The organism is Paraburkholderia sp. CNPSo 3272 (genome assembly GCF_024206495.1).
In the GTDB taxonomy this organism is placed as follows: Bacteria; Pseudomonadota; Gammaproteobacteria; order Burkholderiales; family Burkholderiaceae; genus Paraburkholderia.
Window position 1 is genome coordinate 199,076 of the sequence record NZ_JAMBPQ010000006.1, and the last position, 15,270, is coordinate 214,345.

The window sequence follows — 15,270 nt, forward strand, 5'->3', positions numbered from 1 at the left end:
TCGGCTAAAGGGGAAAAAGGAAAAGCAGCCTTCAGCCAGCCACGCACGCCTCGAGCGCGCGCGGCATCAATTCAGCCGGCGCGGGACGCGCCAGCAGGAAACCTTGTGCGCGGTCGCAGCCGATCTCGCGCAGGAACTCGAGTTGCCGCGGCGTTTCGACGCCCTCGGCCACCACCGTGACGCCGAGCGTGCGCGCCATCGCGACGATCGCGCGCACGATCGAGCGGTCTCGCGCGGCGCTTTTCTTCACACGCGGCGACATCCCCGCCCCCGGCTCGGCCATGTCCGCGAGGAACGAGCGGTCCACCTTGAGCGTGTCGACCGGTAAGGACTGCAGATACTTGAACGATGAATAGCCGGTGCCAAAGTCGTCGATCGCGAGGCTGATGCCGCGCGCGGCAAGCTCCTGCAGCAACGCTTCGATGCCCCCCCGGCCCGACGTCATCGCCATGCTCTCCACGAGTTCGAGCTGCAGGCGCGCGGCTGGCAGTCCCGTTTCGCTGAGTATGGTCGTGAGCTGATGGAGAAAGCCGTCGTGCAGACATTGCCGCGCCGAAAGATTCACGCTGATGCGGCCTAAGTCGAAGCCCTCGTCCAGCCATTCGCGCGCCTGCCGGCAGGCCTCGCGCAACACCCACGCGCCGAGTGGAACCATCAATGAGGATTCCTCGGCAATCGGAATGAACTGGTCGGGCGGCACGAGGCCGCGGCGCGGGTGCTGCCAGCGCACGAGCGCCTCGATATTGACGAGCGCCCCGCTCGCCACATCGAACTCGGGCTGATAGTGGAGCACGAGTTCGCCCGCCTCGAGCGCGTGGTGCAACTCGCTTTCGAGCACGATGCGCTCCATGGCCGAAGACGTCATCGGCGTGGCGAAGAAGCGGAAGTTGTTCTTCCCGGCGTCCTTGGCCTCGTACATCGCCCGGTCGGCCTGCATGAGCAGTTGCCGCGGATCGTGAGCGTCGTCCGGATACATGCTGATGCCGATGCTCGGCGTGACGAACAGCAATTGCTCGCCGATGTGCATCGCGGCGCCCACGCGCGCGAGCAGGCCCTGGGCGATCTGCCCGACGTGGCGAATGTCTTCGATATCCTCGATCAGCAGCGTGAACTCGTCGCCACCGAGACGCGCCACCGTATCGGTCTCGCGCACGGCTTCGCGCAGACGCGAGGCGATCACGGTGAGCGCCTCGTCGCCCACGCCGTGGCCCAGCGTGTCGTTGATGAGCTTGAAGCGGTCGAGGTCGAGGAACATCACCGCCACGCGCTTGCCCGAGCGGCGTGCGCGCGCGAGCGAAAGCGTGAGGCGCTCGGTGAAGAGCGTGCGATTGGGCAGGCCCGTCAAGGCATCGTGCGTCGCGAGGTAGCTCAGGCGCTCCTCGGTCTCGCGGCGCTGCGTGATGTCCGCGAAGATCGCGGCGTAATGCGTGCAGCGGCCGCTCGGGTCGCAGATGCTGGAAATCGTCAGGTATTCCAGGTAAAGCGCACCGTCCTTGCGGCGGTTCCAGATTTCGCCCTTCCAGTGGCCGTTCTGCTGCAGGCTGCGCCAGAGCGCGCTGTAGAACGCCGGGCCCTGGCGGCCCGAGTTGAGCAGGCTCGCATTGCGCCCTAGCGCCTCGTGCTCCGTATAGCCCGTGAGCCGCGTAAAAGCGGGATTCACGCGCTCGATGGTGCCATCGAGGTCGGTGATCATCACACCATCGAGCGTCGATTCCACCACCTGGTCGGCAAGGCGCAGGTTCGCGCGCGAGGCGAGCAGCGCGTCGTCGCGCTCGCGCAGCGCCATTTGCAGCTCGCGCACGAAGCCGTCTTCGATGTCGTGCAGGATATGCGAGAGGTCGAGCAAGCCCGCGAGAGTCCCGTCTTCGCCGATCACGCCAACGTGGCGCATGCGGTGCTCGAGGAGATACTGACGCGCCGCATAGAGGCTTTGCGAATGCGCGAGCGAGCGCAGCGGCCGGCTCGCGCGCGCGCCGACCCTGCCGTCGAGCGCGCCGTCGGCAGCGAGGCGCACTACGTCGCGCTCGGTCACGATGCCGAAATCGCCTTCGGGATAGCTCACGACGAGCGCGCTCAGACGCCGTGCACGCATGCGTTGCATAGCCTCGTGCATGGACATGCGTGCGTCGACCACGAGCGGCATCGCCGCGTTGACCGAGCCGACCGTCTTCAGCCGCAGAAAGCACTCGAGCCCCTGGTTCATGACCAGGTCGGTTTGCGTGACGATGCCGAGCGAGCGGCCCGCCTGATCGACCACGAGACAATGGCGGATGCCGTCACGCTTGAAGCGCAGGGCGGCGTCGCGCAGGCGCGTGCTAGCAGGCAGCGCGCGCACCGGATGGCTCATCGCATGGCGGATGGGCAATGCGAGCGCGGCGGCGTCTTCGCCCAGCGCAAGCGCGTCGTGCTCGGTCCAGATGCCGACGGGCCGCCCCATTTCGGTAATCACGATGGCGCTATAGCGCCGCTCGCTCATCATGCGCGCCGCTTCGCGTATCGGCACGTCGGGCCCGCAGGCAAGCGGCGGCCCCGAAAGTAGCTGCCCGATTTCAAGGTCCAGCGTGTGGTGTTGCATGTTGCGTCCCGAACCGCACGGCGATGTCTTTATGAGATAGCGGCAAACTAACAGCGGGCGGGAGGCGGACAATTGACGAAAATCAAGGTTTTGACCGCCCGGGATGACGCAAACGTTTGCGTCTCGATTATTCGAAATATCAGGGCGGCATCATCTGTCGCACGCCTACGACAAACTTGATGCGCATGAACTTTTATCTGTGCAATCGCACAATCTAGTTTACTGGACGAATAATTCCATTAAACTGGACGACATGGATATCCACGCCAACATCGCCCGCCGCCTGCGCGATCTGCGCGACGCCAAAGGCTGGTCGCTCGAAGCGCTGGCCGAGCGCAGTTCAGTGAGCCGCTCGAACATCTCGCTCATCGAACGCGGGCAAAGCAGCCCCACGGCCGTCGTGCTCGACAAGCTCGCCACGGCGCTCGGCGTCTCGCTCGCCTCGCTCTTCGAGGCGCCCGGCGACGACGCGCGGCAAGCCCCTTCGCCGCACGCCACGGCCCGCGATCAAGCAGTCTGGACCGATCCCGAGTCGGGCTACGTGCGGCGCAATCTTTCGCCGCCCGCATGGTCGCCGATCCAGCTCGTGGAGGTGCATTTTCCGCCCGGCCAGCGCGTGGCCTACGACACGAGCCTGCGTGACGCGGTGATTCATCAACAGGTCTGGGTGATGAAAGGCGCGATGGAGATGACGGTCGGCGATCGCGTGTGGAGGCTCGAAACCGGCGACTGCCTCGCGATGCGCCTGGACTGCCCCATCGTCTATCGCAATCCCACCAACGAGCCGGCGCGCTATATCGTCGCACTCTGCAGGACCACTAACTAACCGGGTTCACATTCACATGAGCGAAGCCCTCAACGTACGCCGCCTTACCGCCGAACAGGCGCAGGCCTGCGCACCGGCGCTTGCGGACGTACTTATCGACTGCGTGGAAGGCGGCGCCTCGGTGAGCTTCATGCTGCCGATTGCGCGCGAGACGGCGCTCGCGTTCTGGCACGGGGTGGCGCAAGACGTGGCGCGCGGCGAACGTATTCTGCTCGCGGTCGAAGACGCGCAGCAGCGCATTGTGGGTACGGCGCAGCTCGTGACTGCGCAGCCGGAAAACCAGCCGCATCGCGCCGATGTCGCCAAGGTTCTCGTGCACCGCGCCGCGCGCGGACGAGGTGTGGGGCTGCGCCTCATGCTCGCGATCGACGAGGCGGCAAGGCAAGCCGGAAAATCGGTGCTCGTGCTCGACACCGTGACTGGCGGCGCGGCCGAGCGGCTCTATGTGCGCGCGGGATGGCAGCGTGTGGGCGTCGTGCCTAATTACGCGCTGATGCCGGACGGCGCATTATGCGGCACCACGTTCTATCACAAGCAACTGGTGAGCCGGTGAGGCGCAGCCGGTTCCTCAAGCGCCTCGTTCGAGAATATTGCTGATGGCGAGCGCGAGGCCATCCGGATTGTCGTAAGCCATCATGTGCTCGGTGTTGGCAACGAGTTCGACGCTGCAGCCGGCTTGCTCGAATTGGATAATTTCGTCACTCGCGGCCGTATCCGGCAGAATCACCGCTTTTGACGAATTCAGCCTGGCGAGATCGTCGAGCCAGTTTTGCGCGTTATCGTCCAGTGCGGATCTTGCCCATTGGTAGATGGCATGAGGCGATGCGACGGCAAACGGACCCAGCCAGGCGTCGTTGCCGCCGGCGGCTTTCAACCGCGCCAGAAGCTGCGAATACCCTTCGGCGACGAATTGCGCTTCGGTCATCGACGTGATTTCCGACAACATCGCTTTGCCGTAGTCGCTCAGGCCCGGCGCACATAAAATCACGCTACTCACATGGATTGGCAGGCGTTTTGCGAGCTTCACTGCAATGAACGCGCCGGCGCTATGGCCGAAGAGATTCACCTGCGTGAAGTGCTCGCTGGCTACAAGATCTGAGAGCACATTCGCCTGGTCATCCGAAGTATATTTCCCGTCCTCCGGCTTGTCGCTGAACCCCGCTCCCATGAGATCGATGACGAGCGATCGGCGTTTCGTGTATGAATCTGAGCTCACTACCGGTGGGTAATCGCTGCTGGACGCACAACCCAATCCATGAACGAGCAGGAGCGGTTCGGAAGGGTTCGTGCCGGAATATAAATCCAGGTAGCGCAGAGCGTTCCCTCTGTCATCTGTCGCGAATGAATTCATTCTCTTGTCCGGGAATTCAGGGCGCTGCCACCGCGCGCAACGCCTCGGAAGGCCGCATGCCGAACATGCGCCGGTAATCGGCGGCGAACTGGCTCAGATGCCAGAAGCCCCACGCAGCCGCAACGTCCTGCACCGAACCCGCCGCGCGCCCGCACAGGTCGCGCCGGGCGCCGTTCAGGCGCAGCGCGCGCAGGTAGGTTGCGGGCGCCATGCCAAGCACGTCCTGGAAGCAGTGCTGGAGCGTACGCCGGCTCACGTGCAGCTGCTCGCAAAGCTCCGGCACGCCGACCGGCCGCGCGCGATGCGCGAGCACGTAGTCGCGGGCCTGCGCAACGATCCAGCGGCGTCGCGATGCGGGCTCGACAACCGTATCCTCGCTGCCCGCGCAGGCGTCGAATAGCGCGGCGAGCACCTCCGCCTGCAATGCATGGCGCTCGGCGTCCGAAAGCGGAGCGTGCGGGACGTTTTCATGCACGTCGCCGCCGTCGTCGAGGCACCTCGCGAGCCGCGCGCAAAGACGTTCGATGCTCGCCGCGCCAGCCTGCGCGACAGGCGCAGCCGGGAGGCGTTCCTCGAGCGCCGTGTGTTCGACCGCGGCCGCATAGTGGCGCAGCACGTCGCCGCGCACGACCACGCCGTAGATCGAGAATTGCGCCGGCGTGAGCAGCTCGAATTCGACGTTGCCGGGGCGCAGCGCAAGCGCCTGCGCGCCAAAGGGCTGCGCGTCGATGCGCGCCTCGCCCTCGCGCGCGACCGGTATGCCGAACCACCAGGCGTCGCCGCGCACCTCGCACGCCTGGCGCAGCGTGTGGCTCGTGGTCTCGCGAAACACCTTCATGGTGTCGAGCGGCAACTCCGTGAGCGTGCCGACAAAGCGGCCCGCCGCGAGCTGGTCGTAAGTCTGCCGCCAGCCCACGAGGCTGCGCGCCTGCTCGTCGGCGTCGTGAGCCACGCTAACGACCGTGCGGGCGCCAGGCGCGTTGCATTGCGCCTGCCCGGCCGTGGCTACGGTTCGCTCCGCCCTTTTGTTCATGGCTGCCTCCTAGTACGCCCTTGCTTCGATCGATCGTCGATTGACGCAAGAGTCGGGCCAGCGGGAACGGTATGCGCAATGGCGACGCCGCACGCCGCGCTGCTCCACGACGGCGCAATGGCGGTAAGAGGGGTGCTCAATCGCTGCACAGGCGGCGGCACCGGCGCTGTGCGTCGCCGGGCGGATGCAGTCCCAGCCCGCGCGCGTGGCCCCTCACTCAGACGCGATCTGCCCAGCCGCCGCGACGCCTGGCAGCGTCGCGTCACTATCGTCCTTCAGTCCTACGCCGGTCAGCCCAAGCCGCCGCGCGTGCGTGAGAAGGTAATGGAGCTTGTGCGCGGCCGCATCATACGGCAGCCCTTCAGGACGCACGTTCGAAATACAGTTGCGCTGCGCGTCATGGCAGCCCACCTTCGGCGCGTAGGTGAGATAGACGCCGAGGCTGTCCGGCGAGCTGAGCCCGGGCCGCTCGCCGATCAGCATCGCCAGGAGTTTCGCCCCCAGCAGCTCGCCGATCTCGTCGCCGAGCGCCACGCGCGCCTGGCGCGCGACCACCACCGGGCCGATGCGCCAGTCCGCCAGGCGCGCGCGCACCGCGAGGAGCAGCGGCGCGGCCTGTTTCGCGGCAGCGATTGCCGAAAGGCCGTCGCCGATCACGAACACGACTTCGGGCGGCTCCTCGCGCGCTGCGGTGGCCGAACGCGCCGCTTCGGCCAATGCTGCCCGGCTCGCCTCCGACAAGCGCCGCCCCAGGTCCGGCCGGCGCAAATAATGTTGCCGGTCCGGCGCCGCGCTTTCCACGCCGAGCGTGTTGAAGCCTTCGGCTTCGAGCGTGCCCCGCAAGGCTTCGGCGTCGAGCGGGTGATGCACGGCATCGCGCGCCTGCGCGTGCGAGAGATTGAACGCGAGCAGAGGCGCCGTGGGCAGGCCGTTGCCCGCGCGCCCGAGCGCGATGCGCGCGTTCGTGAACGCCTTGAGACCGCCCCATGGGTTCTTTTCGACGGCGTCGCTCATGCGTCGATCCCCATCCATTCATGCGCACCCGCGAGCAGCGGCACGCGCGCGGAGCCTGGCAGGAGCGCGCCTTTCGCGTCGACGATCTCCATGGTCTCCAGCCACTCCTCGAACTCCGGCGCGCGACGCAGGCCGAGCAGGTCGCGCACGTAGAGCGCGTCGTGAAATGAGGTGCTCTGGTAGTTGAGCATCACGTCGTCGGCGCCCGGAATGCCCATGATGAAGTTGATGCCGGCCGCGCCCAGCAGCGTGAGCAGCGTGTCCATGTCGTCCTGGTCGGCTTCGGCGTGGTTCGTATAGCAGATGTCGCAACCCATGGGCACGCCAAGCAGCTTGCCGCAGAAGTGATCTTCGAGCCCCGCGCGGATGATCTGCTTTCCATCGTACAAATATTCAGGGCCGATGAACCCGACCACCGTATTGACGAGAAACGGCTCGAACTTGCGCGCGACCGCATAGGCGCGCACCTCGCAGGTTTGCTGGTCCACGCCGTAGTGCGCGTTCGCCGAGAGCGCGCTGCCCTGCCCCGTCTCGAAGTACATGAGGTTGCTGCCGACCGTGCCGCGCTTGAGCGAGAGCGCCGCCTCGCGCGCCTCCTGCAACAGCGCCAGCGAAATGCCGAAGCTCGCGTTCGCCTTTTGCGTGCCCGCGATCGACTGGAACACAAGATCGACAGGGGCGCCTTTTTCGATCGCCGCGATCGTGTTGGTGACGTGCGTGAGCACACAGGACTGCGTGGGCACGCGGTAGCGCTCGCGAAACCCGTCGATCATCGCGAGCAGCTTCACGATGGCCGCCAGGCTGTCCGTGGCGGGATTGATGCCGATCATCGCGTCGCCGCAGCCGTACATCAGGCCGTCGAGCATCGAGGCGGCGATACCCTTCACGTCGTCGGTGGGATGGTTCGGCTGCAGCCGCACCGACATGCGGCCCGGCAGCCCCACGGTGTTGCGAAAGCGCGTGACCACGGGGCGCTTTCTCGCCACGGCGATCAGGTCCTGATTGCGCATGAGCTTCGACACCGCCGCGACCATCTCGGGCGTGAGGCCGAGCGCCAGGCGTTCAAGCGCTTCGGTCGTTGCTGCGCCCGAGAGCAGCCAGTCGCGAAAGTCGCCCACGGTGAGGTGCGCAACGGCTGCGAACGCGGTTGCGTCGTGATCGTCGACGATCAGGCGCGTGACCTCGTCGTCTTCATAAGGCACGAGCGCTTCGGAAAGAAACGCCTTGAGCGGCACCGCGGCGAGCGCCATTTTCGCGGCCACGCGCTCCTCTTCGCTCGCCGCCGCCACGCCCGCGAGCTGGTCGCCGGAGCGCAGCGGGCTGGCTTTGGCGAGCAGCGTCTTGAGGTCCGCGAAGCGGTAGGTGCGCGCGCCGATCGTCTCCGTAATGTTCATGTGCTGGACTCCTGCAAAACTGGAGGCTCACTCCTCGAGCAGCCCCTCGGCGGGCACCACATCGCGCTGCGTGCGCGTGGCAAGGAAATATGCGTAGCCGAGCGCGAGAAACACCACGAACACCCCCGCGACCAGCGCATTGAAATACACCATCGTGCCGAGGCAAACAAGCGCGGCCACGAGCGCGAACGCCGGGAAAAAAGGGTACAGCGGCGCGCGAAACGGCCGGTCCATGGCCGGCTGCACGCGGCGCAGCCTGAAGAGCGCCGCCATGCTGACAATGTACATCACGATCGCGCCGAACACCGACATCGTGACGATGTTGGCCGTGAGCGTCTGCCCGCCGAACTGGATCAGCTCGTCGCTATAGATCGCGGCGATACCGACCACGCCACCCGCGAGAATCGCGCGATACGGCGTCTTGAAGCGCGGATGGATTTTCGCGAGCCACGCGGGCAGATAGCCTTCACGGGCCAGCGCGAAGATCTGCCGCGAATAGCCGAGGATGATGCCGTGAAACGAGGCCACGAGACCGAACAGCCCCAGCCAGACGAGCATGTGCATCCAGCCGCTGTGCTCGCCCACGATGAACTTCATGGCTTGCGGCAGCGGATCGTTGATATTGGCGAGTGTGGTCCAGTCGCCCGCGCCGCCCGCGAAAACCATCACGCCCACGGCGAGCGCGACGAGCGTCAAAATGCCGGCCACGTAGGCGATGGGAATCGAGCGGCGCGGGTTCTTCGCTTCCTCGGCAGCCATGGCGACGCCTTCGATCGCGAGGAAAAACCAGATGGCGAAGGGAATCGCGGCGAACATGCCATGAAACGAACCCAGCGAAAAGTGATCGTTGCCCGACCAGCCGCCCTTCGTGAAGTGGGACCATGCGAAGCCCGGCGACACTACGCCCATGAAGACGAGCAACTCAAAGATGGCGAGCAGCGTGACGACCAGCTCGAAGGTCGCGGCGATCTGCACGCCCACGATATTGAGCGCCATGAACACGAGATACGCGCCCATGGCCGCGTGTTTGGGCTCGAGCCCGGGAAACTGCACATGCAGGTACGCGCCGATGGCGAGCGCGATGGCGGGCGGCGCGAACACGAATTCCACGAGCGTGGCCGCCCCCGCCAGATACCCGCCGGTCGGCCCGAACGCACGGCGGGCATAGGCGAAAGGCCCGCCCGCATGCGGAATGGAGGTGGTGAGTTCGGTGAAGCTGAAGATGAACGTGGTGTACATCGCCGCTACGAACAGCGCCGTGACGACGAAGCCGAGCGTGCCGGCGCTGGCCCAGCCGTAGCTCCAGCCGAAGTACTCGCCCGATATCACGAGGCCGACTGCGATGCCCCATAACTGCCACGTGCCGAGCGTTTGTTTGAGCGCCGGCGCGCCCGGCTTGCCCGGTGATGTACCAACTGTCGTGCCAACAGTTGTGCCCACTGCAGCGGGGCGTGCGTTCGACTCGCCTTGCATGGTTTTCTCCCTCCAGGTGGCCCGGGCGGTCGGCCCTGGCCGCCACGGTTGAGTGGAACCATGCTATTGAGTCATTAATCGCGGTGTTATCGAAAATCGGCAAATCGTGGCTGCGGCGGGCTTCCTTGCGGCAGCCTTTCGCGCGGTGCGCCTAAAGCAGCGGGTCGATTAGCGCGACCTGCTGGGCGAAGCGCTGCTTGTCCTCGCCCTGCAAGGGGTCGCGATGCGGAAGGTCGACGGTCAGCGGATCCTGTGCGACCTGATCTACGTGCACCTCATAGTGCAGGTGCGGCCCAGTCGCCCAACCCGTCGCGCCCACGTACCCGATCACCTGACCTTTGCTCACCGTCTGCCCGACCTTCAAATGCTTCGCAAAGCGCGAAAGATGGGCGAAGGTCGTGGAGTACGGACCGAAGTTCTCGAGCTTCACGACCTTACCGTAGCCCGTCTGCCAGCCAGCGAACGTCACGGTGCCGCGCGCGGTCGCGTGAACGGGCGTGCCGACGGGCGCCGCGAAATCGACACCTTCGTGCGGCTGCACGCGATGCGTGACCGGATCGAGCCGATGCAGCGAGAAATGCGAAGAGACGCGCGTGAACTTCACGGGATAGCGCAAGAACGACGGCACGGCAGCGTGACCGTCGGCGCCATAGTAGAACGCCTTGCCCGCGAGGTTCCGGTAGAGAAAGAGATCGTGCGAGACGTTGCCGTTCGAGATGCGGATCGCGACAGGCGTGTCGTCTGAAGACGCGGTGATCTGTGGCGCACCGGCATTCGCAGTGCTCTCGGCGTTTGCAGCTTTTGCTTCGCTCGCGCCGGTCGCGCCATTCGTGTCATTGCGGAACACAAAGCGTATTTCGCTGCCGCGTTGCAGATCGCGCCGGAAATCGAGCCGGCCCGAGAAGGCATGCGCCAGTCTCGCCGTCGTCGCTGCATCCACGCCGAGCCGCTGGGCCGCTTCGGAAAAGCTGTGCTCGACCACGGCCGTCTCCACGCGAAACGCCGGCGCGCTTTCGCTCGCGCGAGCCGCGCTGGCGGCTGCGTGCGACGCCGCATCTTGCGCCGGCACCACGGACGTCGTCGTCGCCGCGTCGGCAAGCGGATCGTCGGCGGCAACGTTCGCGTGTCGATGGGCGAGCCACGCGGCGCTCGCCAAACCGATTGCGGACACAACGATGAGTTTCCCCGCGAGGCTGGGGGAGGCCGCTATTGCACGAAAAGCCATGAATCGAATGACGGATTGCGGAGCGGAGAAACGCGAGCGAACGCCGCGTCTCTCGAAGTGAAATCGGAATGAGATCGATGGCCGCAACGTTGAACCGGCGAGCATCGATGATGCGAAGCGCTTCAAAATAAATGGCCTTTCTTAAACGAATCTTAAGAAGGCGCAAAGAGCGGAACATCCTGCCGCAGCGCCTCGATAACCTCGATAAGCAGGGGAACGCCGCGATGCGGAAATGCACACCTGCATGCCACTTTCTGTCACTTTTAGAAGCGGGAAATGCTACCGAGATGTTTTATCCGGATAGCTAATTAATCTCCCGAAATGACATATCGACTGCAATCCAGCGTGTTTGCGTCAACTCGCGATCATTCCCCAAGGTAGACTCACCTAATCGAATGATCTATACTCATCCCGTTCCGATCACAACGAAGTCGTTCTCGTGCGCACTGAGATGCCGGGTCCATGCTAAAGGGTCCCTGTGTCGCAAGCGCCGTTCAATGGGCCTCCGGCCCTCGCGTAGCGGTTCAAAGCCGCCGCATCCATGCCGTCATCAGGCGGTTTCCTGCTTCAGCGCGCATCGATCTGCTCGGTGCCGTTGAGCTGAACATGACAACCAGAAGAACGCCAAAAGCGCGTTCATGCCACTGGCGCCACGTAGCTATCGTGCGCGGGCGGACCGTTTTCGTTCGTTTTTCTGTCCGTTGTCTTCGTCGGTTCCAATCGCGGCCATGCCGGGATCACGAACTTCCTTCGCGGCGCCTTGAGCATTCTCATGGGCGTCCCCGCTGCGCAGGGTTGCGCCGCGCGGCACAAAAACAAGGAGGCGTACCTTCATGACTCGACGCTCTGCCCTGCTCGCGGGCAGCCTGATCGCCCTTGCTGTCATCGCGTGGGCCCTCTCGCGCGCCATCGGCGCCGATACGTGGCACAGCCACGCAGGCGACCTCGCTTATTACACCGGGCGGCACCTGCTGCTCGTCGGCTATTCGATGGCGCTCGCCATCGCGGTCGGCGTGCCCGCCGGCGTGCTGCTCAGCCGGCCGCGCTTCGCGCGCCAGGCCGAACGCTTCATGCAGATCTTCAACGTGGGCAACACGATTCCCTCGCTCGCGGTGCTCGCCATTGCGCTCGGCGTGTTCGGCATCGGCGACATTCCCGCGATCGTCGCGCTCTTTCTCGCGTCGCTGCTGCCCATCACGCGCAATACCTATGAGGGCGTGAAGAACGTACCGGGCGCACTACGCGAAGCCGCGCGCGGCCTCGGCATGACGGGCTGGCAGTCGCTCACGCGCGTGGAATTGCCGGGTGCGCTGCCAATCATCGTGGGCGGCGTGCGCACCGCGCTCGCCATCAACGTGGGCACGGCGCCGCTCGCTTATCTGATCGGCGCGGACAGCCTGGGCTCGCTCATTTTCCCCGGCATCTATCTGAACGATCAGCCCTTGCTGCTGCTCGGCGCCGCGTTCACTGCCGCGCTCGCGCTCGTGCTCGACGGCGTGGTCGCCACCGGCAGCCATCAGTGGCTCTCGCGCCGCGGAGGGCTCGCATGATATTCGCGTCTGCCTTCAAATCCCTGCGCCGCTTCGTTCAGGCGTGCGTGATCGGCAGCGCGCTCGCTGCCGCCGCCACGCCCGCATTCGCCCAGCCAAAGCTCGTACTGGGCGCGAAGAACTTCACGGAGCAATACGTACTCGCCGAAGTCACCGCACAATACCTGCGCTCGCGCGGCTATACCGTGGAAGTGCGTTCCGGCCTCGGCAGCACGCTCATGCGCAGCGCCCTGGAGAACGGCCAGTTCGATCTCGTGTGGGACTACACGGGCACGGCGGCACTCGTCTACGACAAGCTGACGGAGAAGCTTTCGCCCGAAGCGATGTACGAGCGCGTGAAGGCGCTCGATGCGCCGCGCGGTCTGGTCTGGCTCAATGCCTCGCCGCTCAACGACACGTATGCATTAGGCCTGCCAAGCAAATTCGCGGAGCAAACCGGCATCACCACGGTCTCGCAGCTTGCGCAAAAGTTGAACACGGACCCCGAAGCAAAGCGCTACGTGTTCGGCATGGACGCCGAGTTCGCGAATCGTCCGGATGGTCTCAAGCCGCTGCTCGCTACCTACGGCATGAGCTTTCACCGCTCGCAGATGAAGCAGATGGACCCCGGCCTCGTCTACACGGCGCTGCACAACGACCAGTTGAAGATCGGCCTCGTCTACACGACGGATGGCCGCGTGAAGGGCTTCGGCATCGTGCCGCTGGAAGACGATAAGCACTTCTTCCCGCCGTACAATGCCACGCCCGTGGTACGCAAGGAAGTGCTGGAGCGCAATCCCAAACTGGCCGCGCAGCTCAACGCGCTGTCCGCCGCCCTCAACAACGACGTGATGCAAACCATGAACAAGGCCGTGGATCTGGACGGCAAGTCCGCCCAGCAAGTCGCGGCGGAGTTCCTGCGCACGCATTCGCTCCCCTGAAGGAGGCCAGGCCATATGAACGTATTCGACTATCTCGCTTCGAGCTGGCCCGAGCTGCTGCAGCTCACGCTCCAGCATCTCTATCTCGTGGGCATCGCCGTGGGCTGCGCGATCGTTGCGGGCGTGCCGCTCGGCGTGCTCATCAGCCGCCACGACTGGCTCGCGGCGCCGCTGCTGGGAGTGGCGACCATCATCCTCACGCTGCCCTCCATCGCGCTGTTCGGCCTGATGATTCCGGTGTTTTCGCGCTTCGGCCAGGGCATTGGCGCGGTGCCCGCCATTACGGCAGTGTTTCTTTACTCGCTGTTGCCCATCATGCGCAACACCTACCTCGCGCTGCGCAACGTGGACGCGGGCATCAAGGAGGCCGGCACCGGCATCGGCATGACGTCGTGGCAGCGGCTGCGTCTCGTCGATTTGCCGCTGGCCGTGCCTGTGATTCTCGCGGGCGTGCGCACGGCGGTCGTGATGAACATCGGCGTAATGACCATTGCCGCCGTGATCGGCGCGGGCGGCCTCGGCACGCTGATCATCCGCGCCATTGGCCAGAGCAGCATGATGAAGCTGCTCGTGGGCGCCGTGCTCGTGAGCGTGCTCGCGATCGTCGCCGACCTGTTGCTGCAGGTGCTACAACGCGCATTGACACCGAAAGGAGTACAGAAGACATGATCGAACTCGACCAACTGACGAAGACCTTCACACAGAAAGACGGCCAGGCCGTGCGCGCCGTCGACTCGGTGAGCCTTTCGGTGGCCGAAGGCGAGATCTGCGTGTTCCTCGGCCCGTCGGGCTGCGGCAAGACCACGACGCTCAAGATGATCAACCGGCTTATCGAGCCGACCTCGGGCAGGGTGCGCATCAACGGCGAGGACACCACGGGCCTGAACGAAGTGGATCTGCGCCGCCGCATCGGCTACGTGATCCAGCAGATCGGCCTGTTTCCGAACATGACGATCGCGGAGAACATCACGGTCGTGCCGCGCCTGCTCGGCTGGGACAAGAAGCGCTGCGCCGAACGCGCGGCGGAACTGATGTCGATGGTCGCGCTCGACCCGAAGCTATATTTGAAGCGCTATCCGCGCGAGCTTTCGGGCGGCCAGCAGCAGCGTATCGGCGTAATTCGCGCGCTGGCCGCCGATCCGCCTGTGCTGCTCATGGACGAGCCGTTCGGCGCGGTCGATCCGATCAATCGCGAGGCCATCCAGAACGAGTTCTTCCAGATGCAGCGGCAACTGAAGAAGACCGTCATCATGGTGAGCCACGACATCGACGAGGCGATCAAACTGGGCGACCGCATCGCGGTGTTCCGGCGCGGCAGGCTCGTACAGTACGACCATCCCGATACGCTGCTCGCGCGCCCGCATGACGACTTCGTCGCGCAGTTCGTGGGCCAGGACAGCACGCTCAAGCGCCTGTTGCTCGTGAAGGCCGGCGACGCCGCCACGCAACCCGAAACGGCGCGCGCCGAAACGCCGCTCTCGCACGCATTCGCCGCGATGGACGAAAGCGATTCGCGCTACCTCACCGTGCTCGACGACGCGCAGCACGCGCTCGGCTTCGTGGCGCGCCGCGCCGCGCGCGGGGCCGAAGGCGTGTGCGGCGATCGCATCACGCCCTTCCCGGCCACCGTTTCCGTCGACGACAACCTGCGCATCGTGCTCTCGAAGATGTACCAGTTCCGCGCCTCGTGGATGCCGGTGCTCGACGCCGAGGGCGCCTACGTGGGCGAGATCACGCAGGATTCGATCGCCGACTATCTGAGCTCGGGCCGCTCGCGTCATCAGACCGGACAGCCGCCGAGCTTGGCGGCGCGCCCGGCGGCTGCGACCGTGTAAGCGGCGCGACGCGCTAGAAGGGGGTGCGCAATCCGACCATGACACTGCGCCCGCAGCAATTTTCCATCTGTTCT

The 15,270-nt window shown here is 65.2% G+C and carries 14 protein-coding genes; 6 read left to right on the forward strand and 8 right to left on the reverse strand.

Annotation, left to right across the window (positions count from 1 at the left end):
• Positions 1–31 precede the first annotated feature (31 nt).
• On the reverse strand, positions 32–2,575 hold the full coding sequence (locus M3I53_RS10355) for an EAL domain-containing protein (protein ID WP_254315851.1): 2,544 nt from the start codon (positions 2,573–2,575) through the stop codon (positions 32–34).
• 253 nt (positions 2,576–2,828) lie between these two features.
• Here M3I53_RS10355 and M3I53_RS10360 point away from each other — a divergent pair, with 253 nt between their 5' ends.
• Both M3I53_RS10360 and M3I53_RS10365 read left to right on the forward strand, forming a co-directional pair.
• Entirely contained in the window at positions 2,829–3,401 is a 573-nt protein-coding gene (locus M3I53_RS10360; RefSeq protein WP_254315852.1) for a helix-turn-helix domain-containing protein, read from the forward strand.
• A gap of 16 nt (positions 3,402–3,417) precedes the next feature.
• Positions 3,418–3,954, forward strand: coding sequence for a GNAT family N-acetyltransferase (locus M3I53_RS10365; RefSeq protein ID WP_254315853.1), 537 nt, complete (start codon positions 3,418–3,420; stop codon positions 3,952–3,954).
• Between the two features lie 15 nt (positions 3,955–3,969).
• On the opposite strand, the gene M3I53_RS10370 is transcribed toward M3I53_RS10365, so the two are convergent.
• The 7 genes from M3I53_RS10370 to M3I53_RS10400 form a co-directional block, all read right to left on the reverse strand.
• On the reverse strand, positions 3,970–4,752 hold the full coding sequence (locus tag M3I53_RS10370; RefSeq protein WP_254315854.1) for an alpha/beta fold hydrolase: 783 nt from the start codon (positions 4,750–4,752) through the stop codon (positions 3,970–3,972).
• A gap of 16 nt (positions 4,753–4,768) precedes the next feature.
• Positions 4,769–5,785: a helix-turn-helix domain-containing protein gene (locus tag M3I53_RS10375; RefSeq protein WP_309249515.1), complete on the reverse strand. Its 1,017-nt coding sequence runs from the start codon at positions 5,783–5,785 to the stop codon at positions 4,769–4,771.
• A 213-nt stretch (positions 5,786–5,998) separates the two neighbouring features.
• A complete protein-coding gene (gene eutC / locus M3I53_RS10380) occupies positions 5,999–6,799 on the reverse strand; it encodes an ethanolamine ammonia-lyase subunit EutC (protein ID WP_254315855.1) in 801 nt (266 codons plus the stop codon).
• Positions 6,796–8,193 (reverse strand): ethanolamine ammonia-lyase subunit EutB, encoded by a 1,398-nt coding sequence (locus M3I53_RS10385; protein ID WP_254315856.1) that lies wholly within the window; start codon positions 8,191–8,193, stop codon positions 6,796–6,798. The genes eutC and M3I53_RS10385 overlap by 4 nt, the downstream gene beginning before the upstream one ends.
• A gap of 27 nt (positions 8,194–8,220) precedes the next feature.
• Positions 8,221–9,666, reverse strand: a complete 1,446-nt coding sequence (eat, locus tag M3I53_RS10390) for an ethanolamine permease (RefSeq protein WP_254315857.1) — start codon at positions 9,664–9,666, stop codon at positions 8,221–8,223.
• Between the two features lie 151 nt (positions 9,667–9,817).
• Positions 9,818–10,837 (reverse strand): peptidoglycan DD-metalloendopeptidase family protein, encoded by a 1,020-nt coding sequence (locus M3I53_RS10395; protein ID WP_254315858.1) that lies wholly within the window; start codon positions 10,835–10,837, stop codon positions 9,818–9,820.
• 712 nt (positions 10,838–11,549) lie between these two features.
• On the reverse strand, positions 11,550–11,726 hold the full coding sequence (locus M3I53_RS10400) for a hypothetical protein (RefSeq protein ID WP_254315859.1): 177 nt from the start codon (positions 11,724–11,726) through the stop codon (positions 11,550–11,552).
• On the opposite strand from M3I53_RS10400, the gene M3I53_RS10405 reads away from it, so the two are divergent.
• The 4 genes from M3I53_RS10405 to M3I53_RS10420 are packed head-to-tail and all read left to right on the forward strand — an operon-like array spanning position 11,725 to position 15,196.
• Positions 11,725–12,441 carry an ABC transporter permease gene (locus tag M3I53_RS10405; RefSeq protein ID WP_254315860.1) on the forward strand — a complete coding sequence of 239 codons (717 nt, stop codon included), beginning with the start codon at positions 11,725–11,727 and terminating at the stop codon, positions 12,439–12,441. The genes M3I53_RS10400 and M3I53_RS10405 overlap by 2 nt on opposite strands.
• Positions 12,438–13,361, forward strand: a complete 924-nt coding sequence (locus M3I53_RS10410) for a glycine betaine ABC transporter substrate-binding protein (RefSeq protein ID WP_254315861.1) — start codon at positions 12,438–12,440, stop codon at positions 13,359–13,361. Before M3I53_RS10405 ends, M3I53_RS10410 begins: the two co-directional genes overlap by 4 nt.
• A 15-nt stretch (positions 13,362–13,376) precedes the next feature.
• Entirely contained in the window at positions 13,377–14,030 is a 654-nt protein-coding gene (locus M3I53_RS10415; protein ID WP_254315863.1) for an ABC transporter permease, read from the forward strand.
• A complete protein-coding gene (locus M3I53_RS10420) occupies positions 14,027–15,196 on the forward strand; it encodes a betaine/proline/choline family ABC transporter ATP-binding protein (RefSeq protein ID WP_254315864.1) in 1,170 nt (389 codons plus the stop codon). Before M3I53_RS10415 ends, M3I53_RS10420 begins: the two co-directional genes overlap by 4 nt.
• Positions 15,197–15,270: the final 74 nt, after the last annotated feature.

Bases quoted from the DNA above. Each gene is read 5' to 3' on its own strand.
- M3I53_RS10365 (WP_254315853.1), top strand. From the start codon at position 3,418: ATGAGCGAAGCCCTCAACGTACGCCGCCTTACCGCCGAACAGGCGCAG.
- eat (WP_254315857.1), bottom strand. From the start codon at position 9,666: ATGCAAGGCGAGTCGAACGCACGCCCCGCTGCAGTGGGCACAACTGTT.
- M3I53_RS10420 (WP_254315864.1), top strand. From the start codon at position 14,027: ATGATCGAACTCGACCAACTGACGAAGACCTTCACACAGAAAGACGGC.
- M3I53_RS10400 (WP_254315859.1), bottom strand. From the start codon at position 11,726: ATGAAGGTACGCCTCCTTGTTTTTGTGCCGCGCGGCGCAACCCTGCGC.
- M3I53_RS10360 (WP_254315852.1), top strand. From the start codon at position 2,829: ATGGATATCCACGCCAACATCGCCCGCCGCCTGCGCGATCTGCGCGAC.
- M3I53_RS10355 (WP_254315851.1), bottom strand. From the start codon at position 2,575: ATGCAACACCACACGCTGGACCTTGAAATCGGGCAGCTACTTTCGGGG.
- M3I53_RS10405 (WP_254315860.1), top strand. From the start codon at position 11,725: ATGACTCGACGCTCTGCCCTGCTCGCGGGCAGCCTGATCGCCCTTGCT.
- M3I53_RS10410 (WP_254315861.1), top strand. From the start codon at position 12,438: ATGATATTCGCGTCTGCCTTCAAATCCCTGCGCCGCTTCGTTCAGGCG.
- M3I53_RS10415 (WP_254315863.1), top strand. From the start codon at position 13,377: ATGAACGTATTCGACTATCTCGCTTCGAGCTGGCCCGAGCTGCTGCAG.
- M3I53_RS10375 (WP_309249515.1), bottom strand. From the start codon at position 5,785: ATGAACAAAAGGGCGGAGCGAACCGTAGCCACGGCCGGGCAGGCGCAA.
- eutC (WP_254315855.1), bottom strand. From the start codon at position 6,799: ATGAGCGACGCCGTCGAAAAGAACCCATGGGGCGGTCTCAAGGCGTTC.
- M3I53_RS10385 (WP_254315856.1), bottom strand. From the start codon at position 8,193: ATGAACATTACGGAGACGATCGGCGCGCGCACCTACCGCTTCGCGGAC.
- M3I53_RS10370 (WP_254315854.1), bottom strand. From the start codon at position 4,752: ATGAATTCATTCGCGACAGATGACAGAGGGAACGCTCTGCGCTACCTG.